Consider the following 26353-nt stretch of genomic DNA (forward strand, 5'->3'; position numbering starts at 1 on the left):
AAATTTACATATCATCCGCTGCAACATAGGTAACAACGTAATTGTCATAATCTTCGAGAAGCATTCCAAGCTCCTGTGTGTTTGAGCTGCCGCTTCTAAGTAAATAACCACTGTCACCGATATTTACGGTATCAAATGCAACAGGTGCGCCATCCTTGAAAAATACGGTTCTTACATTTATGCATCCGATATCCTCGGTTGAATAATTTGTCCCCGTAACAGATAAGGTATTATCTTCAGCCTTTGCTACATCGAGACTTACCGCATCATATCTGCATAAAGAAGTATCGGAGGTCTTAAGATCGTAAGAAAAATCTGTCGCATCTTCGATATCACTGTTTTTGAACTGTCCGTAAAGCATAAAGGACTGTCCTGATTTTACTGCATAGGCATCGTCAGAGACAGTCTTAACAATCTGTCCGTTTGATGCATTTGCATTAAAAACCGCAAAAACCTCCAGATCCTTTCCGGATGTATTGGTTGCCATAACTACATATCTTATGTGAAGGCCGTCAGCATCTTCAATCTTATATTCATTATTAATTTTCAGACCATTAGCGTCATTACTGTTATTTGCGGCATTGGAAATAACTGCTGAACCTGAAAAAACGCTGATAACAGCGGTGATTGAAATGATAATAGAATAAAGTCTCTTCATACCGTTTGGCCTCCATTTGTTTTAGTGTTAATAGGATACCAAACGAGAATAAATATCCCCTAAACTAAATCTAAAAAAACTATATACTGGGGCAGTTTGTGCCTCCAAAATTTATCTTAAATCTTTAGTACATTTTCCAACTTGACAAGTGCGGGCATTAAATTTTTTTCTTTTTGTACCTCTTATAATATGGTATAATCTTTTGTGGCTATGTAATAGCCGGTGTCGTTAAGACATAACAGTAAGTTGGAAATGTGGTAATGAATATGGCAGCGAACACGGAGGGTCATGGATCAGGCGTGGATCGTTCCAAAAGAATCCGCTTTTTAAGGAGACTGATTCTGATAACCATTGCAGCTTCATGCCTTATTCCCACCATGATATGCGTTATCCTTGCAATTCAGCTGAATCGTTCGGTGAGAACCCTTGATAAAGCTAAAACAGAACTTGCATGGTATGAGGAACAATTTGGTGAGAATGTGCTTTCCGACGGCGAGGGCCGGGATGCTGATACTAAGCATGTAAGTGGAGAGGCAGATGCTGACAATGACCTGAATGAGCAGGATGGCTCCGGAGGGGTAGAGACCTCTGAGGTCAGTGGGGGATCGGCAGGGACCGGAGCGGATATATCCGGCGGCGAATCTCTTGCAACAGCACCTTTAGCAGCTGAGGATGAATGGGACGGCACGAGAAGAGTGTATATAACCTTTGATGACGGACCCAGTACTTCAACAAATGCAATACTTGATATACTTGATCAGTACGGTGTTAAGGCTACATTTTTTGTCACCGGTAAGGAAGGCGAAGAATATGCGCAGCTGTACAATCGTATAGTGCAGAGCGGTCATACTCTCGGTATGCATTCCTTCAGTCACAGATATAGTGAGCTTTACGAATCTCTTGAGAGCTTTTCGATGGACCTGCATAAATTGCAGACATTCTTATATGAGACTACAGGAGTATGGTCACAGTATTACAGATTTCCCGGAGGTAGCTCGAATACAGTCAGTAAGGTTCCGATGTCTGAGCTTGTAAAATACATGGGGCTTACTCATATACAGTTCTATGACTGGAATGTGGCGAGCAGTGATGACAGATCCGGAATTGATAAGGACATAATCATAGCTAATGTTATGACAGGTGTTCAGAAACATAATGATGCAATCATACTGCTGCATGATGCTACAGATAAGCCTGCAACAGTAGAAGCACTGCCTGAGATAATTGAACAGATTCAGGCAATGGACAACACAGTGATAGTTCCGATAACGGAGGATACGTTACCGGTTCAACATATCAGCAATTCTCAGTAATTTTGAAACGGAGGAAAGAAAAATGGGATTTTTTTCAGAGCTGAAAAGTGATCTCTCTCAGGCAGCCAAGACAATTATGCCTGAGGATGGTGATGAGGCACAGAGCCTGAATGAAACTGCTAAGGACAATTCTGAGGTAAAACCGAAGTCAGACGCAGAGGTAAAGAAGGATCTGAATGAGATGCTTGATCATCTTGACGACATTAAGCTCGACGAAGGTGGGGCAGAAGATGAGGAAGAAGAGGCAGAGGCAGAGGTAGAGACAGAAGTTGAAGAGTCTGTAGTAAGACCTGTTATAAGGCCTGTTATTCCCGAGGAACCTGTTAAGGAGGAGATTAAGGTAGAAGAGCCTGAAGAGGAGCCTGTTTCTATAGAAGAGCCTGATGACGATGAGCCATATGAGGCAATCGCTATGGAAGAGGAGGAAGAGGAGGATACAGTTGCCGATCTTGCTGCATCTCTCAGTGCAATTGCATCTATTGCAAAGGAGAAGGCTGAAGAAGCTCCTGTATATGATGAAAAAAGTACAATATATGATAATGGGGGATTTGATACAATGGATATTCAGCAACAGACACCTACAGATGAGACAGCCAGCATTACTGAGGGTATGAGGATTGTCGGTAATCTTGAGACAACAGGATCTCTTGATCTTATCGGCAGAGTTACAGGTAATGTTACATGCCTTGGCAAACTCAATGTTACAGGTGAGATTGAAGGTGATTCAAAGGCAGCAGAGATTTATGCAGAGGCTGCAAGAATCACAGGCGAAGTAAGAAGTAACGGAAGTGTTAAGATCGGACAGAGTACAGTTGTAATCGGTAACATTTTTGCTACAAGCGCTGTTATCGCTGGTGCTGTTAAGGGTGACATTGATGTTCCCGGACCTGTAGTACTTGATACAACAGCTATCGTAATGGGTAATATCAAGTCACAGTCAGTACAGATCAACAACGGTGCTGTTATAGAAGGTAACTGCTCACAGTCTTATGCTGAGGTTAATCCTTCTGCATTCTTTGATGGACTTAAAGGACAGAGATAATGAGAATACTTTTAAAATTAAGCGGAGAAGCGCTCGCAGGCCCTAATAAGACAGGATTTCATGAGAAAACTGTTCGCGGGGTTGCACTTCAGGTAAAAGAACTTGTAGACAACGGAACACAGGTGGGAATTGTCATCGGTGGCGGCAACTTCTGGAGAGGCCGTACCAGTGAGAATATTGATCGTGTTAAAGCAGACCAGATTGGTATGCTCGCAACAATCATGAACTGCATCTACGTATCCGAGATTTTCAGAAGCGTCGGAATGAACACCAATATCCTGACACCGTTTGAATGCGGCTCATTTACAAAGCTGTTTTCCAAGGACAGAGCTAATAAATACTTTGAAAAGGGTATGGTCGTATTTTTTGCAGGCGGTACCGGACATCCTTATTTCTCAACAGATACGGGAGCAGCGCTCAGAGCAATAGAGATTGAGGCAGATGTAATGCTTCTTGCCAAGGCAATTGACGGCGTATATGACAGCGATCCAGCTACCAATCCCGATGCGAAGCGTTATGACACAATCAGCATAGATGATGTGGTAGCACAGAATCTTCAGGTTGTTGATATGACGGCATCCATCATGGTAAAAGAAAATCATATTCCTATGAGGGTATTCGCACTTCAGGAAGAAAATAGTATAATAAAGGCAGCCAGTGGCGAGTTTAACGGAACCACAGTAACCGCATAAACTATAATCCGGAGGATGAGTGTATGAACGAAAAAGTTAAGCCTTACGAAGAAAAAATGAACAAAGCTTTTGATTTCCTTGCATCGGAGCTTGCTGCAGTTCGTGCAGGACGTGCCAATCCGCATGTTCTTGATAAACTTAAAGTTGATTATTACGGAACACCCACACCTCTTCAGCAGGTTGGTAATGTTTCAATACCTGAGGCACGTATGATTCAGATAGCACCTTGGGACAAGAGCCTTATCAAGGATATTGAGAAAGCTATTCTTGCGTCAGATATCGGAATTACTCCCAGTAATGACGGAAGCGTAATAAGACTTATATTCCCTGAGCTCACAGAGGAACGAAGAAAACAGCTTGCCAAGGACATCAAGAAAAAGGGTGAGGATGCCAAGGTTGCTGTAAGAAATATCCGCCGTGACGGTAATGATTCTTTTAAGAAACTTAAGGGATCAGATATTTCAGAAGATGAGATTGCTGAGATGGAAGAAGATTTGCAGAAGATAACAGATCAGTTTGTTAAAAAGATTGATAATGCAATCGAGGAAAAGAGCAAAGAAATAATGACAGTATAATTTTAAGAGCCTGTGGGTTATAGCACAGGCTCTACTTACATTATAAGCAAAGCAATAAATTTAAAGCCTTCCCCCTTTTAGGGGGCGCTCAACGTCCGGGGGACGTTGGTTTAGCGCGGACCGAAGCGGAGCGAAGACAGGTGTCAGCGAAGCTGACGGATGAGGGTTAACAAAGCAATCAAAATAAAGCCTTCCCCCTTTTAGGGGACGTTGGTTTAGCGCGGACCGAAGCGGAGCGAAGACAGGTGTCAGAGAAGCTGACGGATGAGGGTTAGGATGAGGGTTAACATGGAAGAAAATAAAAAAATACCGCAACACGTAGCAATAATTCTTGACGGAAACGGACGCTGGGCCAAAGCTAAAGGCCTCCCCAGAAACTATGGCCATAAGCAGGGCGCCAAGGCTGTAGAGGACATCCTTGTTGTAGCAAGGGATATGGGAATTAAGTATCTTACCGTTTATGCTTTTTCCACTGAAAACTGGAACAGGCCTGAGACGGAAGTATCTGCTCTTATGATGATCCTTAGACAATACTTAAAGAGCAGTATCAAAAAATCCATGAAAAACAATGTTCGCTGTCAGGTTATTGGTGAACGCAGCAAGCTTTCATCGGATATACAGGATGCTATAAATGAACTTGAAACTGCAACAGCAGGTAATACAGGACTTACATTTACTATCGCCATCAACTACGGAAGCAGGGATGAAATAGTCCGCGCAGTAAGAAAAATTGCTGCTGAATGCGAAGATGGCAAGCTTAAGCCCGAAGATATCTCAGAGGAAATGATATCCAATAATCTGGACACTGCAAATCTGCCGGATCCTGATCTTATGATCCGCACATGTGGTGAGCAGCGCCTTAGCAATTTCCTTTTATGGCAGTGTGCTTACACCGAATTTTATTATACGGATATAGCATGGCCTGATTTTGATGAGAAACAGCTTCAGATGGCTGTAGATGCCTATGGTAACCGTAACCGTAAATTTGGCGGTTTGAAAAATGACTCAGAGGCATAAATAAAACCGGTCGAAACGAAAGGGAATAATATGAAGACTAGAGTAATAAGCGGAGCTATACTTGTAGTGTTGCTTATATTAACACTTGTAAGCGGAGGATATATTACAGCGGGAGTTTTGCTTTTGGTGTCGCTTATAGGGTATCGCGAGCTTACTTTGGCAATCGGAGTCAGAAATAGCGATGAAAAGACCAATCTGCTTGAAATAATAGGGTTACTGGCAGTGTGCATTCACTACGGCCTGATAGTATTTGCGGGCGGTGACATGCAATACTTTTTAGCAGTTATAATGGGACTGTTCGTAGCAGAAGGGGTAGCGTTTGTATTTAAATATCCGGTATATAAATCCGGGCAGCTTATCGGTGCTGTATTTGCGTTTTTATATGCACCTATGATGCTTTCCTTTATATATTTGATAAGGTCATCTTCAGCAGGAATTTATCTTGCCTGGGTTTCTTTTGTCGCATGGATATGTGATACCTGCGCATATTTTACCGGCAGGGCTTTTGGTAAACATAAGCTTTGTCCTGTTTTATCTCCCAAAAAGACTATAGAAGGTGCTATAGGAGGTATTGCAGGAAGCGTTTTGGCAGGTGTTATATACGGATATGTATATGCTAAATATGCAGACAGCAACATTTCCGCAAATTCGGCAATGCTGATTTTTGCAGTGATAACACTGGTTGCAGGTGCGTTATCTCAGGTGGGCGATCTTATTGCTTCAGGAATTAAGAGAGACCATGAGATCAAAGATTACGGAAAGTTAATCCCCGGACACGGCGGAATAATGGATAGATTTGACAGTGTTATTTTTATTACACCGGTTATCTATTTTTTGGCAAGATTTTTTATGAATATTTGATGAGGTTGACGAATGGGAAGAAATATTATTCTACTTGGTTCTACAGGATCAATAGGTACACAGACTTTAGACGTTGTCAGAGCTAATCCAAGTGACCTTAAAGTGGTCGGAATAGCCGCAAACAGAAGCGTAGATAAGGTTGAGCAGCAGGTAAGGGAATTCAGACCCAAATATGTTGCTATGTATGATGAGGATGCGGCTAAGGAGCTTAAAATAAAGCTCTTTGATATGCCCGTGCAGATATTTTCAGGAATGGAAGGCCTTGTAGAAATATCACAGGTTCCGGACGCTGATACGGTTTTGACCGCAGTTGTGGGAATGATAGGAATAAGACCTACCATGGCAGCGATTGAGAGCGGAAAGGATATTGCTCTTGCAAACAAGGAAACTCTTGTGACAGCAGGACACATTATAATGCCGCTTGCAGAGAAAATGAATGTAAAGATCCTGCCCGTGGATAGTGAACATAGTGCTATTTTCCAGTCTCTTAACGGTGAGCCTGTAAATAAACTTGAAAAAATCCTTCTCACGGCTTCCGGCGGTCCCTTCAGGGGAAAGAAACGACAGGAGCTTTCGGAGATGACGGTAGATGATGCGTTAAAGCATCCTAACTGGGATATGGGCCCCAAGGTTACCATTGACTCAGCATCTCTTGTCAACAAGGGACTTGAAGTAATGGAAGCCAGATGGCTTTTTGATGTATCTCTTGATCAGATTCAGGTAGTTGTTCAGCCTCAGAGTATAATACATTCCATGGTTCAGTTTGTGGATGGGGCAGTTATGGCACAGCTTGGAGTTCCGGATATGAAGCTTCCTATCCAGTACGCTCTGTTCTATCCCGACAGAATGCCCATGAGTGAAAAGAGACTTGATTTCTTTGAGCTGTCTCAGATTACGTTTGAGAAGCCCGATACAGATACATTTATGGGACTTAAACTTGCGTATGACGCTGCTAGAGCAGGCGGCAGTATGCCCACTGTTTTCAATGCGGCTAATGAGATGGCTGTTAAAAAGTTTATTAACAGGGAGATAAAATTCCTTGATATCTATGATATGATCTCCGGTGCTATGGAACATCATACAAAGATTGAAAATCCCAACCTTGAAGAAATACTGATGGTTGAAGCAGATACTTATGAGTATCTTGGAAATAAGTAAGACCGGGTAGCCATAAGTGAAGTCATATAATAGTGCTGCCTTTGAAAGGAATATAGATGATTGTAAGTGTAATATTGTTTTTTATAATTTTCGGAGTCCTTGTTACGACTCATGAACTTGGACATTTTCTGATTGCCAAGGCAAATAATATCAGAGTTTTGGAATTCTTTATAGGTATGGGGCCCGTTCTTTTTAAAAAGCAAAAGGGTGAGACTTTATATAGTATAAGATTACTACCTATAGGCGGAGCGTGCCGCTTTGAAGGAGAAGATGATATAGATGGTGAAGACCATGGCTATGATGAGAGATCTTTTCCGAATGCCAATGTATGGGCAAGAATAGCGGTATTATTCGGTGGTCCTTTCTTTAACTTCATAACGGCTATGATTCTTGCAGTCATTGTAGTTGCAAATACCTCCTGGTCATTCCCTGTGATCAGTGACTTTGTTGAGGGCGAATCAGCTGCTGTGGAGGCGGGACTTAAGGAAGGCGACATGATAGTATCTGTTGACGGAGAACCGATTCACCAGACCAATGAAGTCATCATAATTTCCCAGTTCAGTCAGGGCGGCGTAATGCACATCGGTTATAAAAGGGACGGACAGGTTTACTATACTGACCTTACCCCCAAGTACAATGAGGAAGAAGGCCGCTACTACATGGGACTTCGCCTTGGAAAATATGAGAGGATAACAGGCATTAAAGTTATACCTTATGCCTTTTATGAAGTGCTTTACCATTTCAAGACAACCTACAGAAGCCTTGCTCTTTTGATAAAAGGAAAGCTCTCACTTGGCGATGTTTCGGGACCCGTAGGAATGGTAAAAATTGTGGATGACACATATGAGGCTGTCAGCCCCTACGGATTATCTTCCGTAGTTCTTACAATGCTTGAACTTATGGTATTATTATCTGTAAACCTCGGCGTGATGAACCTGCTTCCATTCCCTGCACTTGACGGCGGCCGCCTGGTATTCCAGTTCATTGAGGTACTTAGAGGCAAACCCGTTCCCCGAGAAAAAGAAGGAATGGTCCATCTCGTGGGAATGGTTGTACTTATGGCATTCATGCTTATTGTTGTTGTAAGTGACATTTCTAAATTCATGAAATAAATAAATAAAGCCTTCCCCCTCTGGGAGATGCTATAAATTTTAGCCTTCCCCCTCTGGGAGATGCTATAAATTTTAGCCTTCCCCCCCTTGGGGGGAAGGTGGCACGAAGTGCCGGATGAGGGGCAAAACAGGAGACAATTATGGCATACAGAGATAACACAAAAATAGTACACATAGGAAACAAAATCATTGGTGGTGGCAATCCCATCATGATTCAGTCAATGACAAACACACCCACTGAGGATGTAGAAAAAACCGTATCACAGATCCTTGCTCTTGAGGCAGCCGGCTGCGATATCGTAAGATGCACGGTACCTAATCAGGAAGCCGCTGACGCCATTAAAAGCATAAAGAGCAGAATTCATATTCCTTTGGTTGCTGATATTCACTTTGATTATAAGATGGCCATCGCTGCCATGGAAAACGGTGCTGATAAGATCAGAATAAACCCCGGCAACATAGGCTCTAAGGATAGAATCGAGGCTGTTGTTAAGACAGCGAAGGAGAGAAACATTCCTATCAGAGTAGGCGTTAACAGCGGCTCACTTGAGAAGGACATTCTTGAGAAATACGGTGGAGTAACGGCAGAAGGACTTGTTGAGAGTGCACTTGATAAAGTGCGCATTATTGAAGATTTCGGATACGACAATCTTGTTATCAGTATCAAATCTTCAAACGTAATGCTTTGCGTTGATGCCCATAAAAAACTTGCGGAAAAGACAAACTATCCTCTCCACGTAGGAATAACCGAAGCCGGAACCTTATATGGAGGAAACATCAAATCCTCAATCGGCCTTGGCATTATTTTGAACGAGGGCATCGGTGATACGATAAGAGTATCACTGTCAGGAGACCCTGTTGAAGAGATCAGAACTGCCAAGATGATACTCAAAACTCTGGGACTTCGTAAGGGCGGAATAGAGGTCGTTTCATGTCCCACCTGCGGAAGAACCAAGATTGATCTGATCGGACTTGCAAATGATGTTGAGAAGATGGTTCAGGAATTCCCTCTTGATATCAAAGTTGCAGTTATGGGATGCGCTGTAAACGGCCCCGGTGAAGCAAGAGAAGCCGATATCGGAGTTGCCGGCGGAATCGGAGAAGGACTTCTTATTAAGAAAGGCGAAGTTATAAGAAAGGTTCCGGAATCAGAGCTCATTGATGCCCTAAGGCAGGAACTCATTCACTGGAATGACTAAATAATTGAAGAATTAAATCCCCATCTGTCAGAAAAATGTTTTTACTGCCGGTAGTATGTTTTCACTGTCAGTAAAATATTTTTACTGCCGGTAAAATGTTTTCACTGCCGGTAAAATGTTTTCCGCATAAATTACACAGACATGTTTTTGACAAAAGCCTGCATTGACACTGACAGATGGGAATTAGAAAGAGATATACAAGTATGAGAAAACCGTTTCTTGAGGTCTTCCAGACCTTAAAATTAGACCAACACACAAAAGAAGAACTGTCAGATGTGCAGGTTGAAAAGATTTCCACCACAGAGAAAAAGGATCTCGTACGCATCTACTTATCCAGCAACCGTCTTATCGAAAAGGCGGATGTTGTCAAAGCGGAAAAGGAAATAAAGAACCAGCTCTTCAAAGGGACCAACATGACGGTCAAGATATATGAGAGATTTTTCCTTTCCGCACAGTATACACCTCAGAATCTTCTTGAGATGTATAAGGACAGCATTCTTTTGGAATTCAAAAACTACGATCCAATTGAATATACTATTTTAAAATCCGCAGACTTCTCATTCCCAGAATCAGACAGAGTGGAGCTGATCCTTGAGGAGTCTGTTATTGCTGAAAAAAAATCACAGGATATAAGCCGTATAATCGAAAAGATACTAAACGAACGCTGCGGTTTTGCTGTAAAGCTCGGCATCACATATAAAGAGGCAGCCTCAAGGAAAAAGGAGATTGATTACTCCAAGGAAACCTCCAAGCTGGCGCAGAGACTCGAAGCTGCTGAAGAAAAATCTGAGCAGAAGCATCAGGAGAAGGAAGCGGCAAAAGCTGCCAAACAAAGCGCTGCAAGCGGAAAAGAGAATAAGAGCGCTGAAGAAAAACCTGCAGCAAAGCAGGCAGGCGCACCTTCCGGAAGCAAATTCGGAGGCGGAAGCAAATTTGGCCAGGGTGGTAAGTTTTTCAAAAAAGGCGGAGCAGGCGGCTTCAAAAAGTCCGATGATCCCAACGTCATCTACGGAAGAGACTTCGACGAGGAAACCATCAACATGGAAGAAATTGTCGGTGAGATGGGTGAAGTTACCGTCAGAGGTCAGGTTATCAGTTATGAAAGACGTGACATCAGAAATGAGAAGGCAATTCTCATTTTTTCCATGACCGATTTTACGGACACAATAACTGTCAAGGTTTTTTCAAAACAGGAAAATGTACCGGAGCTTGAACAGGACATCAAAAAAGGTGCTTTTCTTAAGGTACGCGGCATAGCAATGGTTGATAAATTTGACCATGAGGTTACGATACAAAGCGTTGCCGGAATCCGTAAGATACCTGATTTTACAACAAAACGTGTAGATGAAGAGGAAGTAAAGAGAGTAGAGCTTCATTGCCATACCAAGATGTCTGATATGGATGGAGTATCTGAAGTAAAGGATATCGTCAAACAGGCGTACAAGTGGGGAATGCCCGGTATCGCCATAACAGATCACGGAGTGGTACAGGCTCTTACAGATGCCAACCATGCCTGGGAGGACTTGTGGAAGGATGAAAAATCAAGGCGTAAGGAAGCCGGTGATAAAAATCCCGACAGACAGGATTTCTTTAAGGTAATTCAGGGCGTTGAGGGATATCTTGTTGATGACCTTAAAGAGATAGTAATAAACAATAAAGGCCAAAAGGTAAGCGGCTCTACATTTGTTGTTTTCGATATAGAGACTACAGGTTTTTCTCCTGTAAATAATAAGATTATTGAAATTGGTGCGGTTAAGATGAAGGATGGAGTTATCCTTGACCGCTTTTCGGAATTTATAGATCCAAAGGAACCCATTCCTTTCAGGATTACAAAGCTTACGAGCATTACCGATGACATGGTAATCGGATGCCCTACCAGAGATGAAATCGTTCCCAAATTTGTAGAGTTCTGTGAGGGCGCGATTCTTGTTGGGCACAATGTCGGATTTGATATAAGCTTTATCAATGAAAACTGCAAGCAGCTTGGCATAGATGTTGACTACACAACTGTTGATACCATGGGATTATCCAGAGCATTTTTCCCAAGACAGGCGAAGCATAATCTTGATGCTCTCTGTAAGACACTCGGAGTTGTTAATGAACATCATCATAGAGCTGTTGATGATGCTGAATGTACTGCCAAGATTTTTCAGAAGTTTATACCCATGATGGAGGAGGAAGGCGCTGATGATCTTACCAAGGTAAATGCCCTTGGTGCATCAAATCCTGAGATTGTAAAGCACCTTAGAACTCACCATATTATACTGCTTGCCAAAAACACAGTAGGTCGTGTGAATCTCTATACTCTTATCAGCAAGTCTCACGTAGAGTATTTTAGCAGATTCCCCAGAATACCAAAGAGCGAGCTTATCAAGTACAGAGAAGGCCTGATAATTGGCTCTGCGTGCTGTGCGGGAGAATTATACGGAGCAGTTGTTGAGGGCAGAGCGGAAGACGAGATTGCCAAGATAGTTAATTTTTATGACTATCTTGAGATCCAGCCCATTGCCAATAACCACTTTATGGTTGAGTCTGAGAGATATGAGGATATCAATTCCGATGACGATATCAGAGAGATAAACAAAAAGATTGTTAAACTGGGAGAACAGTATAACAAACCTGTTGTTGCTACATGTGATGCGCATTTCTTAAATCCCGATGATGAGATTTACAGAACCGTTATCATGGCAGGAAAAGGTATGGCTGACGAGGAGCCTGCACCTTTATATGTAAGAACGACTGCAGAAATGCTTGCGGAATTTGACTATCTCGGAGCTTCAAAAGCCCGTGAGGTGGTAATCGAGAATACGAGAAATATTTTGAAAATGTGTGACAGTATATCACCTGTAAGACCGGATAAATGTCCGCCTGTCATTGAAGACAGTGATGGAATTCTTACCAGAATATGCTATGACAAGGCACACGAGATATACGGTGAACAGCTTCCTGAAATAGTTGAGGAGAGGCTTGAAAGAGAATTGAACTCAATTATAAAGAACGGTTTCGCGGTTATGTACATCATTGCACAGAAGCTTGTGTGGAAATCGGTAGAGGATGGATATCTGGTTGGATCCCGAGGATCCGTAGGATCATCCTTCGTTGCATTTGCTTCCGGTATTACAGAGGTTAACTCGCTATCACCGCATTATGTTTGCCCGAAATGTAAATACAGTGACTTTGATTCAGAGGATGTCCTTAAATATGGCGGTAATTCAGGCTGCGATATGCCGGATAAGAGATGCCCCAAGTGTGGACATATGATGAATAAGGACGGCTTTGACATTCCTTTTGAGACCTTCCTTGGATTCAAGGGAGACAAGGAACCTGATATCGACCTTAACTTCTCTGGAGAATATCAGTCAAAGGCACACAAATATACAGAGGTTATTTTCGGATACGGACAGACCTTCAGAGCAGGAACAATCGCCGGACTTGCAGACAAGACAGCATACGGTTTTGTAAAAAAATATTATGACGGACTAGGTGTCGGGAAAAGAAGATGTGAGATAGACAGAATAACACAGGGATGTATCGGCATAAGAAGAGGTACCGGTCAGCATCCCGGAGGAATTATAGTTCTTCCGGTGGGAGAGGACATAAACTCATTTACACCTGTTCAGCACCCGGCAAATGATATGACTACAGCCACCATTACAACTCACTATGATTATCACTCGATTGACCACAACCTGCTAAAGCTTGATATTCTCGGGCATGATGATCCGACCATGATAAGATTCCTTCAGGACTGTACAGGACTTGATCCCAAGACGGTTCCGCTTGATGACCATAACGTAATGGAACTTTTCATGAGCACAAAATCATTGGGAGTTGAACCTGATCAGATTGGCGGAACCAAGCTCGGATGCCTGGGACTTCCGGAGTTCGGAACAGACTTTGCCATGCAGATGGTTATCGATGCGCAGCCAACGTCGCTGTCGCACCTTATCAGAATTTCAGGTCTGTCACATGGAACCGACGTATGGCTGGGTAATGCGCAGACACTTATTCAGGAAGGAAAAGCAACAATCGATACCTGCATCTGCTGCCGTGATGATATCATGATTTATCTCATCCAGAAGGGCATGGATAAATCTCTTTCCTTTAAGACCATGGAATCTGTTCGTAAGGGAAAAGGACTTAAACCCGAGATGGAGGAAGCCATGATAGCGGCAGGCGTACCGGACTGGTATATCTGGTCCTGCAAAAAGATCAAGTACATGTTCCCTAAGGCTCATGCTGCCGCATACGTTATGATGGCATGGCGTATTGCCTATTTTAAGGTTTATGTGCCTCAGGCTTTTTACGCTGCATGGTTTTCCATAAGGGCAAAGGCTCTTAACTATGAGCATATGTTCCAGGGAGAGGGAACGCTTCATATGTGGATGACGGAATACAGAAATAAAGGCGATGAAATGACAAATGCCGAGCAGAACGAGCTGGCAGCCATGCGCCTTGCCGAGGAAATGTATGAACGTGGAATAGATGTAGTCCCCATAGACATCTTCAAGGCTGCATCCAGATCCTTCCAGGTAGTCGGAGATAAGATCATGCCCAGCCTTGTCAGCATTGACGGACTTGGCGAAAAAGCTGCCGACCAGATAGTTGAAGCTGCAAAGGACGGCCCCTTTATTTCAAGGGACGACTTCAAGCAGCGTACCAAGTGCCCTCAGGCCGTGGTAGATAAGATGGCAGAAATGGGACTTCTGGGCGACATCCCCGAATCAAACCAGATAAGCATATTTGATTTTATTAAGGGATAATACAGAATATATTCAGTTTTCCAGTGAAAGATTTTAGGAGAGACTTTTCTAAGGATGATCAGTTACTAATTGACATCAAATGGATTTATGTACCGCACCCTATGCAGTTTCTTTTTCAGATTTTGTATCAAAGACTGTCAATTATATTAGGATGATATCTGTATAATAATCTTTGGTGGTGCAGCCCTTCGACTTTTTGAAAAATCGGAAGGAGCTGCTTATGGTATCATGGTCAGATTTGATCCAACTTGGATTGCTGATCGTAGCAATCATAGGACTCACTTACAAAATATCTAAGATGAAGTGAGTAAAATAGCTGCCCCTCCGCAAGACTGGCAGCTATTCCAGTCCAATAGCCCCACAACCTGTATAGACAGCATTATTTTACCATTTTTATTGTGTTAAAATAGTAATAGCATAATAAATGATGTTGCGAATTGAGAAGCATGAACGGATAGAAGAGAGGATATTTTTCTTTAAATATGATTTATCTATTATGACAATCCCCCCTGAAAATAAACATTTTTGAAACCCTTCGGTTTAACTTCGGTTTAACTGGGGAAAATAGAAGATTTCCAGACAAAATAAAAACTCCTAAACGCTGATAGCATCTGGAGTCATAGGGTTGGGCTGTTTACACAGTCAGTAGCTCGTAGCGGAATCGAACCGCTGATTCTGCCGTGAGAGGGCAGCGTCTTAGCCGCTTGACCAACGAGCCATATTTTTTATTTGTTATCGCTTTCGTCCGGCGACTTGATTATATTATTACAAGATAGATTTTTTTGCAAGTACTTTTTTGAAAAAAATTTAAAAAAATTTGTGATATAATATTCATGACGTTGGTAATCCGCTTAAATAAGCGATTTTTCTGTATTTTCAGTGGTGCATTTTATGCTAAAGAAATTGGAAAAACCAATTCAAATTCTAATAACGGCTTCCTTTGTCTTGTATTTGTTCGGTACATTTTGGGGAAGCGACTTTCTTATGGACCTGATGTCACCTGTAACAATCGGGCTTGTATTAGTTTTGATTATTTCAAAGGTAAGGAAGCTATACGAGTTCAAATGGCCCGTGCTCGCCTTGGCTGCAGGAATTCTTGTATGGTTTATAGGGGATATTCTGTTCTTTTTCAATGATTTCGTTGTAGATAATCCCGGCAGTCTTACAGATATAACGGATTTTATTTATCTGTTTCCAAATGCTTTATTCGCCCTGAGCATCAGTATTTATATGATACATAAGCTTCTGGGCAGACGAAATGACCTGGCATTTCTGATGATAAACACACTATGCTTTGCCATAATCGGCTTCGTACTTATATTCAGATTTCATCAGATTGCTACGGGCTATAGTGGGAACTTTACGCCGCAGATTGAGATTGTATTCTTTTTTATAAGCTTTTATACGATAATGATGTGCCTGCAGCTTGTGTCATTTGTTGGTGTCAAAAATTTGCGAAAGGGAACAATGCTCGTAAGCCTCGGCATTTTCGGATATGCCATTCTCGACATAGAATATGACTTTTTGCAGTCGCTGGGAATTGATGCCGAGAATAATTTTGTCAATCTCTTATATGTGCTCTTTATGATACTGATGACAGTCGGAACAACCATACAGCAAAAGAAGAAGTACGAATTTGACTTCAGATCGGGAGATTATTCCGAAAAAGCAACAGGCAGGCGCTTTGCAATTACCATAATAATAATTATGGTGGATCTGCTTTTTATAGCGACCAGATTTCTTCCGGAGTCCCTGGGAGTATACATTATAATCACTTTGCTTTCCTATCTGATCGTGAACTATATTTTGCATTCCAATTATCTTAATGAAGAGCTTATCCATCAGCAGAGCGAGCAGAATGCGATACTTGAAGAGCGGATTAAGGAAAAGACCAGGGATCTGGAAAAAGCAAATGATAACCTTCAGATCATGGCCTCCACAGATGCACTGACAGGGCTGAAAAACAGAAGGTCATCCGAAGAATGCATGAAAGAACTATGGATGACCGCAATGGAAAAAGAGAAAAAGTATGCCATTTTTATTGCCGATCTCAATCATTTTAAACCCGTAAATGATACCTACGGACATGAGATGGGAGACAAGGTTCTGATCGAGTTCGGAAAAAGACTTAACAGCCTCCCTGAGAACTTTTCAGCATTCAGAGTTGGCGGAGACGAATTTCTCATAAGTCTTTTTGACATAAAAAATCAGGACGAAGTTATAGATGCGGCAAAAGAGCTAAGAAATCTTTTTAACACACCGATAATATTTGACTCATACATATTTAATCTGTCTGCAAGCTTGGGAATAGCCATATTTCCCGATGACAGCGAGGACTATGAAGCGCTTATGAACTATGCGGATGCTGCCATGTACGAAGTTAAGAAAAGCGGCAACAAGGATGGTTACAAGTTCTTTGACTCCAAGCTGACCAATGTGGTATTAAAGAAAAAGACCATACAGAAAGTGTTGGAGACAGCAAGGGTTGACAGGGATTTTCTGCTTCATTTCCAGCCGCAGTTTGATATTTCTACAGGAAAAATAATTGGAGCGGAGGTGTTTCTTCATCTTGACGGAGATATGGAGCATATATCTCCCGAGGAGTTTGTGCCTATTGCAGAGGAAACCGGCCTTATAAGCAGCCTTAGCATCTGGACAGCCAAAACAGCGATGGCTACCGTATCCGAATGGAACAAGAAATTAGGCACAAATATAGGATTTACACTCAACCTGTCACCGGTGCAGCTTCTTGATGCCGAATTTATAGAGACCCTTGAACACTTAAGTGATGACTACAAATTTGATATGGGTAAAATAGTCCTTGATATTTCCAATGAGGTCATAGTCGGCGCAACATATTCCGCAAAAGAGACCCTCGAAGCATTTCACAATTACGGCTTTGCGCTTAGTCTTAATGATTTTGGCGGAAAAAACATTAACCTTTCATATCTTATGGACTGCGGGATAAATTTTATAGAACTATCAAGAAATCTTATAGCCGGTGTGGGAGAGGACAATAGCACCGAAATCCTTATAAGGTCCATTTTGAATTTTGCCGGAACCATGGGGATTGCAGTTTCAGCTGTTGGAATAGAAACTGTAAAACAGTACGAGATACTAAAGAACCTCGGAATCACCAAGATGCAGGGATATCTACTGGGGAAACCTATGCGGGCAGAAGAATTTGAAAAAGTGCTCATGGAAAATATGAATGAACGATTAAAATGAGTAATCGATTAATATAAGTAAACGGTTAATATGAATAATCAATTACAGAACCCGGGCAATAATTAGGGAAAATATAGCAAAAACTGTAATGCACGTAAGGGAAAAAACAATTATAATATTCTATGAAAAGTGCGGCATAAGGGTTAAATACAGAGCCGCCAGAAGATTAGTGTTCTGCCTGACTAATAATGAGTCAGACAAAACACTAGAGTAACTTAAAATACTGAATTATATGGGAGGTTTTACATGCTTTATATAGGTGTAGATTTAGGAACATCATCAGTTAAGCTTGTGCTTATGGATGAAACGGGGAAAATTCATGGAACAACATCAAGGGAATATCCTTTGTACTTCCCTCAGCCCGGCTGGTCTGAGCAGAAGCCTGAGGACTGGTACAGAGAGGCTGTTGACGGATTAAAGGAACTCTTAAAGGATGCAGATAAATCAGAGGTTGCCGGAATCAGCTTTGGCGGCCAGATGCACGGACTTGTTATTCTTGATGAGAACGACGATGTTATTCGTCCAGCAATCCTCTGGAACGATGGAAGAACTCAGAAACAGGTTGATTACCTTAATAATGAGATCGGAAAAGAAACACTTTCAAACTATACAGCAAATATCGCATTTGCCGGCTTTACAGCACCCAAGATTCTCTGGGTTAAGGAAAATGAGCCCGAGAACTTCAAGAAGATCAAGAAGATAATGCTTCCCAAGGATTATCTTGCATATAAATTTACAGGCACCTTCTGCACAGATTACTCTGATGCATCAGGAATGCTGCTCCTTGACGTTAAGAACCGCAAATGGTCAAAAGAAATGTGCGATATCTGCGGAATTACAGAAGACATGCTTCCTTCACTCTTTGAGAGTTATGAAAAGGTTGGTGAGCTCAATCCCGAGCTTACAGCAGAGCTTGGACTTAAGAGCGGCGTAGTAGTAGCTGCAGGTGCAGGTGATAACGCAGCAGCAGCTGTAGGAACAGGTACTGTAGGCAACAACAGATGTAACATTTCACTTGGTACCAGCGGAACTATTTTCATGTCATCTGACAGCTTTGCGGTTGACAGCAACAATGCACTTCATTCCTTCGACCATGCTGACGGACACTTCCACCTCATGGGATGCATGCTCAGCGCAGCAAGCTGCAACAAATGGTGGATGGACGAAATCCTTAAAACAAAGGATTACGCTGATGAGCAGAAAGGAATCGAGAAGCTTGGAGAGAACCATGTATTCTTCCTTCCTTACCTTATGGGTGAGAGATCTCCCTGGAACAATCCGAATGCCCGCGCTACTTTCACCGGCATCACAATGGACACAACAAGAGAGGATATGACACAGGCTGTTCTTGAAGGCGTTGCATTTGCTACAAGAGATATGTACGAAGTTGCAAAGAGCATAGGCGTTGCACCTGAAAAGACAATGATCTGCGGCGGTGGAGCAAAGAGTCCTCTTTGGAGAAAAATGATCGCAAACATTCTTAATATAGAAGTTGACGTTCCTGCATGTGAGGAAGGCCCCGGAATGGGCGGTGCTATGCTCGCTATGGTAGCATGCGGCGCATACAAGAGCGTAGAAGAGGCAGCTTTGGCAATTGTTAAGGTTGACAAGACAGAGAAGCCGGATCCTTCACTTGTTGAAAAATATGAGGCTAGATACCAGCAGTTTAAGAATATCTATCCTGCACTTGCAGCTACTTTTGACAAGATAATCTGATATCTTCACATATGGATTCCCCTCTGCCATTGCGGAGGGGAATTTTTAACAAAAAATAATAATATATTTATTGACGCAGACACATTAATTGATATAATGAATTGGTAACAATTAGATTCAGCAGAGTAGAATTCGATGCGTTAAGTGCCATCCGGACAGGGACTGCCGGAGGACGAAGGACAGCCGCGATATCGGATTCGGTTCCCACTGTAGCATATTGAATGTGTTATGAATTCTTACACCTCCTTGTGCATACTGTGGAATGCAAAGGAGGTTTTATTATGGAAAAAAATGCAACTATCAATGAAACAGGTAAGATCAGAGTAAACAGATGGCTTAAATCACTTGAAGAGTTTAAGAGACTTCGAAACGTTGTCTTTTGCGGAATGATGGCTGCCATTGCAATCATTCTCGGCTTTGTTGCAACGATCAGGATCGGCCAGTTTATCAGAATCGGATTTTCAGGGCTCCCCAATCAGGTAGTTGACTACCTTTTCGGACCGGCAGTAGGAGCTATATTCGGGGCTGCGCTTGATATCATTAAATGGTTTTTGCAGCCATCCGGCGATTTCTTTCCCGGTTTTACAATAAGTGCCGCACTTGGCGGAATAATTTACGGCTTTGCCTTCTATAAAAAGGACATATCCGTAGCAAGAGTCTTCATTGCACAGCTTATTGTAAAGATATTCGTGAATATCGGACTTAACTCCCTATGGCTGAAAATCCTCTATGATCAGGCAATTATTGCACTTTTACCTGGAAGAATACTCTCGAATGCGATAATGCTGCCCGTTGATACATTTATTACTTATATCATGCTAAAGGCAGTGGAGAGAACCATCAAGCCCTTGTTCTAATAAAAAGTTAAGAAATAGTTTATAAGAATAAAATAACGGGCGCTTGACGAAATTTTGTAGTGGTGCTATATTACTTTTGTAACTTAATAATGCTAACTGAAAGTGGACTTTTGCGAGTCCACTTTATTTATGGAAAAAATTATGTCCAGAAGAGAAGAAATTGAAAACAAAACAGAAGCGCTTTTAAAGCCTATTGCCGAGCAGAACGAAGTTCGCATATACGATGTGGAATTTGTCAAGGAAGCCGGCGAATGGTATCTGAGAGCATACATTGACAGAGACGGAGGCGTTGATATCAACAAATGTGTTGATGTAAGTCATGCACTTTCTGATGCACTTGATGAGCATGATTTCATCGAGGAAGCCTACACTTTGGAAGTCAGCAGTCCGGGACTTGGACGACAACTTAAAAAGGACAGACACTTCGAAAACAGTCTTGGAGCAGACGTTGATGTTAAGCTTTACAAAGCTATTGACGGAACAAAGGAATTTACCGGCAAGCTCAAGGCCTACGATGCAGAGACTATCACTATAGAAACAGCAAACGGTGACAGATCCTTCATCAGAAAAGAAGTTTCAAGTGTGAAGCTTACATTGGATTTTTAAATATTTAACATAACTAATCAGAGCAAGACTCGGAAATTGATAAAACTTTCATATACCAAGGAGAAAAAAACCATGAGTAAAGAATTGATGGACGCACTCGATTTACTTGAGAAGGAGAAAAACATCAGCAGAGATTCACTGTTTGATGCAATCGAGAATTCTCTTATTACTGCCTGCAAGAACAATTTTGGCAGAGCTGAGAATATCCGCGTTGAAGTTGACAGAGATACCTGCGACTTCAGATGCTTTGCAGATAAAGAAGTAGTTGAATTAGAGGACGATGTTATGGATCCTCTTTTGGAAATCTGTCTTGATGATGCTCACAAGATCGACCCCAAAGCTCAGATAGGTGATATCGTTGCCGTTTCACTTAATTCCAAGGAATTCGGCCGTATTGCCACACAGAATGCCAAGAACGTTATCCTTCAGAAAATCCGTGAGGAAGAAAAGGATGCGATCTATAGCGAATATTATGATCATGAGCACGATATAGTAACCGGTGTGATCCAGAGATTCATCGGTAAGAACATCAGCATCAACCTCGGAAAAGCTGATGCAATGCTCAACGAGAATGAACAGGTTAAGACAGAGCATTACCGTCCTACAGAGCGAATCAAGGTTTATATCCTTGAAGTCAGAAACGGAAACAAGGGACCCAGAATCCTTGTTTCACGTACACATCCCGATCTTGTTAAGAGACTCTTTGAACAGGAAGTTGCCGAGATCCAGGACGGTACAGTTGAGATAAAGAGCATTGCCCGTGAAGCCGGCAACCGTACAAAGATTGCAGTTTACTCCAACAACCCGAACGTAGACGCTGTAGGCGCATGCGTAGGTGTTAACGGAAGCAGAGTTAACCTTATCGTTGATGAATTAAACGGTGAGAAGATCGATATCGTTAACTGGGATGAGAACCCCGGAAACCTTATTCAGAATGCTCTTTCACCTGCAAAGATAGTTGCAGTATTTGCCGATCCCGATGAGAAGAGTGCTAAGGTCGTAGTTCCCGATTACCAGCTTTCACTTGCAATCGGTAAGGAAGGACAGAACGCAAGACTTGCTGCACGCCTCACAGGCTACAAGATCGACATCAAGAGCGAGACTCAGGCTAAGGACGCTCCCGGATTCCGTATCGAAGACTACATGGATGATGAGGAAGAATACGACAGCGAGGAAGAGTACGTAGAAGAGGAAGAGTACGAATCCGAGGACAGCGAATACGCTGAAGAAGACTACGAAGCAGAAGCAGATGACGCTGAGGATACAGAAGACACTGCAGAAGATGCAGAGGATACTGCTGAAGATACAGAAGAGTAAGAATCGGAAGAAAATGTTGAATAATAAAGCCTTCCCCTTTCCAGGGGGAAGATGGCACGAAGAAAATAATAAAGCCTTCCCCCTCTTAGGGGGAAGGTGGCACGAAGTGCCGGATGAGGGTTTGAAGAATAAAGCCTTCCCCTTTTCAGGGGGAAGATGGCACGAAGAAAATAATAAAGCCTTCCCCTCTTAGGGGGAAGGTGTCAGCGAAGCTGACGGATGAGGGTTTAAAGAATAATAAAGCCTTCCCCTTTTCAGGGGGAAGATGGCACGAAGAAAATAATAAAGCCTTCCCCCTCTTAGGGGGAAGGTGTCAGCGAAGCTGACGGATGAGGGTTTAAAGAATAGTAAAGCCTTCCCCCTTTTAGGGGGCGCTAATCGTCCAGGGGACGATTGCTCAGCGCGGACCGAAGCGGAGCGAAGACAGGTGTCAGCGAACAACAAAAAAGCCTTCCCCCTTGAGAGAAGGTGCCAACATAAATAAAAAGCCTTCCCCCTTCCAGGGGGAAGGTGTCAGCGAAGCTGACGGATGAGGGTTAAGGGTTTTATGGAGAAAAAGAAACCTATGCGAAAATGTGTCGGCTGCGGAGAAAGCAAGGAAAAATCCCTGCTCATCCGCGTGATCCGCGACACTTCCGGAGAAATCCACTTAGATCCCTCCGGAAGAGCAAACGGAAGAGGCGCATACGTATGCAGGGATATCAAATGCCTGGAAAAGGCAATAAAAAGAAAGGGCCTGGAAAGGTCACTGAAAGTAAGCATTCCCGAGGAAACTCTGGAGCAATTGAAAAAGGAGCTTGAGGTAAATGGATGATAATAAGATTTACTCTCTGCTCGGCTTATGTCAAAAGGCAGGGAAACTGGTGAGCGGTGAGTTTGCAGTGGAAAATGCCATAAAAAGCGGAAAAGCCTGTATGGTTATTGTCAGTAAAGATGCCTCTGATAATACAGGCAAAAAATTCCGGGATAAATGTGATTATTATAGTGTGCCGTTTTACATGTTTGGGGAAAAAGAAAATTTAGGACATGCGATCGGCAAGGAAGTTCGAACGAGTATTGCGATCACGGACGACGGATTTGCAAAAAGCTTTCAGAAGAACTTACGTGTAGATGAACAGTACGGAGGAAATGCGAATGTCGAAAATTAAAATATCCGAACTCGCTTCGGAACTTGGTGTTGATAATAAGGAGCTTATGGCATTCCTGCAGAATCAGGGTGTTGAAGCTGCAAAGAGATCAACAAGTTCAATCGAAGACGATGATGCGGAGAAGGTAAGAAAACACTTCGGAAGCGGAAAAGCAGATGCGAAAAACGAGAAGAAGCCGGAGGTTACTTCTAAGGAGGATAAGACGAAGCCCGTGATAACAAATGATGATAAAAAAGGTGAAAAGAAGCTTGTGAAGAAAAAACCTGAGGGTGAAGGAGCAGTTAAAAAGAAAAAGAACATTATCTTTGTAACTAATCCCAACAACTCTAAGAGCGGTAATTTCCAGAGCGGAAATAATAACAACAATAATAACAACCGCGGCGGACAGAATAAAACCCAGAATCAGAACCGCGACAATCGTGGCGGCCAGAAGCAGAGTACGTTTGCCCGTTCACAGAACGTGTATCATCCGATCAAGCCTCTGACAGCGCCTTCACAGCTTGAAGCTTATAATACAGAGATACCCAAGTACCAGGAGCCCACACAGAAACAGAAGGCTGAGCAGGCACCTAAGGCTGAACCTGTTAAGAAGGTTGAGGAACCTGTAAGCGTAAGTGCGCCTGTAACTGAAACTAAGCCTGAAGCTCCGGTTAAGGAAAACAAGCCCGCTGAGAACCAGAATCGTACGAATGATAATCGCAGCGACAACCGTGCTGAAAATCGCAGCGATAATCGTAATGAAAATCGTGGTGAAAACCGTGGCGACAATCGTGGTGACAACCGTAATGCAAACCGCGGCGACAACCGTAGAAACGATGGAAGAGAGCAGGGCGGACAGCTTAGAAAAGGCTCTCAGAATGACAGACAAAGACAAGGCCAGGGTAATGTTCGTCAGGGCGCAGGCAATGCAAGACCCGGAATGGGCGCTCAGGGCAGACCCGGCATGGACCGTCCTTCAGGAAAAGGAAAAGACTTCTCCAAGGGTAAGGACAGAGGCGGATTTGATGCTGCTCCCATAAATGAAGGAAAGAGCGAAGGCAAGAGACGCCAGGGCCTGGATAAGGACAAGAGATCCAAGAAGGACCATATTTATGAAGAAAATGAAGAGATGATGCCCAGAAGCAAGAGGGTTGGTCGCTTCATTAAACCTGAGGTTAAAAAGGTAGAAGAACCTGAAGAGCAGATCAAGGTTATCACAATCCCTGAAAAGCTCACCATCAAAGAACTTGCTGATAAGATGAAGCTTCAGCCTTCAGCAATCATCAAGAAACTTTTCATGGCAGGTCAGATTGTTACTGTTAACTCGGAGCTTTCATATGAAGATGCTGAGAACATTGCTATTGATTATGACATCATCTGTGAGAAAGAAGTACAGGTAGATGTTATTGAAGAGCTTCTTAAAGAGGAAGAGGAGGATGAGAGCCTCCTTACATCAAGACCCCCTGTTGTCTGCGTAATGGGTCACGTTGACCATGGTAAGACTTCACTTCTTGATGCTATCCGTGATACAAGCGTAACCGATAAGGAAGCCGGTGGTATTACACAGCGTATCGGTGCTTACCAGATCAAGGTTCAGGACAGAAAGATCACCTTCCTTGATACACCCGGACACGAAGCCTTCACAGCTATGCGTATGCGTGGTGCTAATTCAACAGATATCGCAGTTCTTGTTGTAGCTGCCGATGACGGTGTAATGCCTCAGACAATCGAAGCTATCAACCATGCAAAGGCTGCAGGTGTTGAAATAATCGTTGCTGTCAACAAGATTGATAAGCCAAGTGCTAACGTTGACAGAGTTAAGCAGGAAATGACAGAATACGGCCTTATCGCTACTGATTGGGGCGGATCAACAGAGTTCGTTCCCGTATCAGCTAAGACAGGCGAGGGTATGGATGTACTTCTTGATACTATCCTTATCACTGCTGACATTCTTGAGCTTAAGGCTAATGCAAACAGAGAAGCAAGAGGTCTCGTTCTTGAGGCTAAGCTTGATAAGGGCCGCGGTCCTGTAGCTAACGTACTTGTTCAGAAGGGTACACTTCATGTAGGTGATTTCATTTCCGCAGGTGCATGCTCAGGTAAAGTTCGTGCCATGATCGATGACAAGGGCAAGAGACTTAAGGAAGCTAAGCCTTCACAGCCTGTTGAGATACTCGGACTTTCAGATGTACCCGGAGCAGGTGAAGTATTTCTTGGCCACCAGAGCGATAAGGAAGCTAAGCAGTATGCAAACACATACCTCCAGCAGCAGAAGAAAGACCTTATCGAAGAGACAAAGGCTAAGATGTCACTTGATGAACTCTACTCCAAGATTGAGGAAGGTAAGCTTAAAGAGCTTGACCTTATCATCAAGGCTGACGTACAGGGTAGCGTAGAAGCACTTAAAGCAAGCCTTCTTAAGCTTTCAAATGACGAAGTTGTTGTTAAGGTTATTCACGGCGGCGTTGGTGCCATCACCGAGTCTGACGTATCACTTGCAGCTGCTTCAAATGCGATCATCATCGGATTTGATGTTCGTCCCGACGCTGTTGCCAAGAGCACAGCTGAGCACGAAGGCGTAGAGATCAAGCTGTATAAGGTTATTTACCAGGCTATTGAAGACGTAGAATATGCCATGAAGGGAATGCTTGCTCCTGTATACGAGGAGAAGGTTATCGGCCATGCCGAAATCCGCCAGCTCTTCAAGGCATCCAAGGTTGGTAACATTGCCGGTGCTATTGTCACCGACGGCATGATCCAGAAGGACTGCAAAGTACGTATCAGCAGAGACGGCGAGCAGATATTCGAAGGCGACCTTGCTTCACTTAAGCGCTTCAAGGACGACGTTAAGGAAGTTAAGGACGGCTACGAGTGTGGTCTTGTATTTGAAGGCTTTGACCAGATCAACGTCGGCGATGTTGTTGAAGCATACATCATGGTCGAAGTTCCCCGCGAAAAAATCGACAACAAGAAATAAATACCATCATCCGATGAAATATCATCACCCATAGCCTTCCCCCCTTTTAGGGGGCGCTAATCGTCCAGGGGACGATTGCTCAGCGCGGACCGAAGCGGAGCGAAGACAGGTGTCAGCGAAGCTGACGGATGAGGG

20 protein-coding genes, 1 tRNA gene and 1 riboswitch are annotated in these 26353 nt (G+C 43.0%); of the genes, 19 read left to right on the forward strand and 2 right to left on the reverse strand.

Annotated elements, in window-relative coordinates:
* Positions 1-4: 4 nt before the first annotated feature.
* Positions 5-658, reverse strand: a complete 654-nt coding sequence (locus BV60_RS0107660; RefSeq protein ID WP_029320654.1) for a hypothetical protein — start codon at positions 656-658, stop codon at positions 5-7.
* A gap of 266 nt (positions 659-924) precedes the next feature.
* Here BV60_RS0107660 and BV60_RS21810 point away from each other — a divergent pair, with 266 nt between their 5' ends.
* From BV60_RS21810 to BV60_RS0107710, 10 genes are all read left to right on the forward strand, one after another.
* Positions 925-1971: a polysaccharide deacetylase family protein gene (locus BV60_RS21810; RefSeq protein WP_197029540.1), complete on the forward strand. Its 1047-nt coding sequence runs from the start codon at positions 925-927 to the stop codon at positions 1969-1971.
* Positions 1972-1993: 22 nt separating this feature from the next.
* Positions 1994-3013, forward strand: coding sequence for a polymer-forming cytoskeletal protein (locus tag BV60_RS23750; protein ID WP_029320657.1), 1020 nt, complete (start codon positions 1994-1996; stop codon positions 3011-3013).
* Positions 3013-3705, forward strand: a complete 693-nt coding sequence (gene pyrH, locus BV60_RS0107675; RefSeq protein ID WP_029320658.1) for a UMP kinase — start codon at positions 3013-3015, stop codon at positions 3703-3705. Before BV60_RS23750 ends, pyrH begins: the two co-directional genes overlap by 1 nt.
* Before the next feature lie 23 nt (positions 3706-3728).
* Positions 3729-4280 carry a ribosome recycling factor gene (gene frr / locus BV60_RS0107680; RefSeq protein ID WP_029320659.1) on the forward strand — a complete coding sequence of 184 codons (552 nt, stop codon included), beginning with the start codon at positions 3729-3731 and terminating at the stop codon, positions 4278-4280.
* Positions 4281-4568: 288 nt separating this feature from the next.
* Positions 4569-5297 carry an isoprenyl transferase gene (locus BV60_RS0107685; protein WP_029320660.1) on the forward strand — a complete coding sequence of 243 codons (729 nt, stop codon included), beginning with the start codon at positions 4569-4571 and terminating at the stop codon, positions 5295-5297.
* 30 nt (positions 5298-5327) lie between these two features.
* Positions 5328-6158 carry a phosphatidate cytidylyltransferase gene (locus BV60_RS0107690; RefSeq protein WP_029320662.1) on the forward strand — a complete coding sequence of 277 codons (831 nt, stop codon included), beginning with the start codon at positions 5328-5330 and terminating at the stop codon, positions 6156-6158.
* 12 nt (positions 6159-6170) lie between these two features.
* Positions 6171-7316: a 1-deoxy-D-xylulose-5-phosphate reductoisomerase gene (gene dxr / locus BV60_RS0107695; protein WP_029320663.1), complete on the forward strand. Its 1146-nt coding sequence runs from the start codon at positions 6171-6173 to the stop codon at positions 7314-7316.
* 74 nt (positions 7317-7390) lie between these two features.
* Complete coding sequence (locus BV60_RS0107700) at positions 7391-8428, forward strand: M50 family metallopeptidase (RefSeq protein WP_242840959.1); 1038 nt, start codon at positions 7391-7393, stop codon at positions 8426-8428.
* A gap of 140 nt (positions 8429-8568) precedes the next feature.
* Positions 8569-9627: a flavodoxin-dependent (E)-4-hydroxy-3-methylbut-2-enyl-diphosphate synthase gene (ispG, locus tag BV60_RS0107705; protein WP_029320666.1), complete on the forward strand. Its 1059-nt coding sequence runs from the start codon at positions 8569-8571 to the stop codon at positions 9625-9627.
* Between the two features lie 203 nt (positions 9628-9830).
* Complete coding sequence (locus BV60_RS0107710) at positions 9831-14390, forward strand: PolC-type DNA polymerase III (RefSeq protein ID WP_029320668.1); 4560 nt, start codon at positions 9831-9833, stop codon at positions 14388-14390.
* 646 nt (positions 14391-15036) lie between these two features.
* On the opposite strand, the gene BV60_RS0107715 is transcribed toward BV60_RS0107710, so the two are convergent.
* Positions 15037-15108, reverse strand: a tRNA-Glu gene (locus tag BV60_RS0107715).
* A 266-nt stretch (positions 15109-15374) separates the two neighbouring features.
* On the opposite strand from BV60_RS0107715, the gene BV60_RS0107720 reads away from it, so the two are divergent.
* The 9 genes from BV60_RS0107720 (at position 15375) to infB (ending at position 26218) form a co-directional block, all read left to right on the forward strand.
* Positions 15375-17618, forward strand: coding sequence for a putative bifunctional diguanylate cyclase/phosphodiesterase (locus tag BV60_RS0107720; protein ID WP_029320669.1), 2244 nt, complete (start codon positions 15375-15377; stop codon positions 17616-17618).
* 246 nt (positions 17619-17864) lie between these two features.
* Positions 17865-19334 (forward strand): xylulokinase, encoded by a 1470-nt coding sequence (gene xylB, locus BV60_RS0107725; RefSeq protein ID WP_029320671.1) that lies wholly within the window; start codon positions 17865-17867, stop codon positions 19332-19334.
* 119 nt (positions 19335-19453) lie between these two features.
* Positions 19454-19546: riboswitch (THF riboswitch) on the forward strand.
* Between the two features lie 69 nt (positions 19547-19615).
* Entirely contained in the window at positions 19616-20191 is a 576-nt protein-coding gene (locus tag BV60_RS0107730; protein WP_029320673.1) for a folate family ECF transporter S component, read from the forward strand.
* Positions 20192-20332: 141 nt separating this feature from the next.
* Complete coding sequence (rimP, locus tag BV60_RS0107735; protein WP_029320674.1) at positions 20333-20797, forward strand: ribosome maturation factor RimP; 465 nt, start codon at positions 20333-20335, stop codon at positions 20795-20797.
* 72 nt (positions 20798-20869) lie between these two features.
* The gene (gene nusA / locus BV60_RS0107740) at positions 20870-22114 is read left to right on the forward strand and encodes a transcription termination factor NusA (protein WP_029320675.1); all 1245 of its coding nucleotides are present in this window, start codon (positions 20870-20872) and stop codon (positions 22112-22114) included.
* Positions 22080-22307 (forward strand): hypothetical protein, encoded by a 228-nt coding sequence (locus BV60_RS23480; RefSeq protein WP_029320677.1) that lies wholly within the window; start codon positions 22080-22082, stop codon positions 22305-22307. Before nusA ends, BV60_RS23480 begins: the two co-directional genes overlap by 35 nt.
* A gap of 354 nt (positions 22308-22661) precedes the next feature.
* Positions 22662-22928, forward strand: a complete 267-nt coding sequence (rnpM, locus tag BV60_RS0107755) for an RNase P modulator RnpM (protein WP_029320679.1) — start codon at positions 22662-22664, stop codon at positions 22926-22928.
* Positions 22921-23262, forward strand: a complete 342-nt coding sequence (locus BV60_RS0107760) for a L7Ae/L30e/S12e/Gadd45 family ribosomal protein (protein WP_029320680.1) — start codon at positions 22921-22923, stop codon at positions 23260-23262. The genes rnpM and BV60_RS0107760 overlap by 8 nt, the downstream gene beginning before the upstream one ends.
* Positions 23249-26218, forward strand: a complete 2970-nt coding sequence (infB, locus tag BV60_RS0107765) for a translation initiation factor IF-2 (RefSeq protein ID WP_081846619.1) — start codon at positions 23249-23251, stop codon at positions 26216-26218. The genes BV60_RS0107760 and infB overlap by 14 nt, the downstream gene beginning before the upstream one ends.
* Positions 26219-26353: the final 135 nt, after the last annotated feature.

Source organism: Butyrivibrio sp. AE3004, assembly GCF_000703165.1.
Taxonomy (GTDB): Bacteria; Bacillota; Clostridia; order Lachnospirales; family Lachnospiraceae; genus Butyrivibrio.

Coding starts and splice junctions, on each gene's coding strand:
- BV60_RS0107660 (WP_029320654.1), bottom strand. CDS start 658: ATGAAGAGACTTTATTCTATTATCATTTCAATCACCGCTGTTATCAGC.
- BV60_RS21810 (WP_197029540.1), top strand. CDS start 925: ATGGCAGCGAACACGGAGGGTCATGGATCAGGCGTGGATCGTTCCAAA.
- BV60_RS23750 (WP_029320657.1), top strand. CDS start 1,994: ATGGGATTTTTTTCAGAGCTGAAAAGTGATCTCTCTCAGGCAGCCAAG.
- pyrH (WP_029320658.1), top strand. CDS start 3,013: ATGAGAATACTTTTAAAATTAAGCGGAGAAGCGCTCGCAGGCCCTAAT.
- frr (WP_029320659.1), top strand. CDS start 3,729: ATGAACGAAAAAGTTAAGCCTTACGAAGAAAAAATGAACAAAGCTTTT.
- BV60_RS0107685 (WP_029320660.1), top strand. CDS start 4,569: ATGGAAGAAAATAAAAAAATACCGCAACACGTAGCAATAATTCTTGAC.
- BV60_RS0107690 (WP_029320662.1), top strand. CDS start 5,328: ATGAAGACTAGAGTAATAAGCGGAGCTATACTTGTAGTGTTGCTTATA.
- dxr (WP_029320663.1), top strand. CDS start 6,171: ATGGGAAGAAATATTATTCTACTTGGTTCTACAGGATCAATAGGTACA.
- ispG (WP_029320666.1), top strand. CDS start 8,569: ATGGCATACAGAGATAACACAAAAATAGTACACATAGGAAACAAAATC.
- BV60_RS0107710 (WP_029320668.1), top strand. CDS start 9,831: ATGAGAAAACCGTTTCTTGAGGTCTTCCAGACCTTAAAATTAGACCAA.
- BV60_RS0107720 (WP_029320669.1), top strand. CDS start 15,375: ATGGACCTGATGTCACCTGTAACAATCGGGCTTGTATTAGTTTTGATT.
- xylB (WP_029320671.1), top strand. CDS start 17,865: ATGCTTTATATAGGTGTAGATTTAGGAACATCATCAGTTAAGCTTGTG.
- BV60_RS0107730 (WP_029320673.1), top strand. CDS start 19,616: ATGGAAAAAAATGCAACTATCAATGAAACAGGTAAGATCAGAGTAAAC.
- rimP (WP_029320674.1), top strand. CDS start 20,333: ATGTCCAGAAGAGAAGAAATTGAAAACAAAACAGAAGCGCTTTTAAAG.
- nusA (WP_029320675.1), top strand. CDS start 20,870: ATGAGTAAAGAATTGATGGACGCACTCGATTTACTTGAGAAGGAGAAA.
- BV60_RS23480 (WP_029320677.1), top strand. CDS start 22,080: ATGCAGAGGATACTGCTGAAGATACAGAAGAGTAAGAATCGGAAGAAA.
- rnpM (WP_029320679.1), top strand. CDS start 22,662: ATGGAGAAAAAGAAACCTATGCGAAAATGTGTCGGCTGCGGAGAAAGC.
- BV60_RS0107760 (WP_029320680.1), top strand. CDS start 22,921: ATGGATGATAATAAGATTTACTCTCTGCTCGGCTTATGTCAAAAGGCA.
- infB (WP_081846619.1), top strand. CDS start 23,249: ATGTCGAAAATTAAAATATCCGAACTCGCTTCGGAACTTGGTGTTGAT.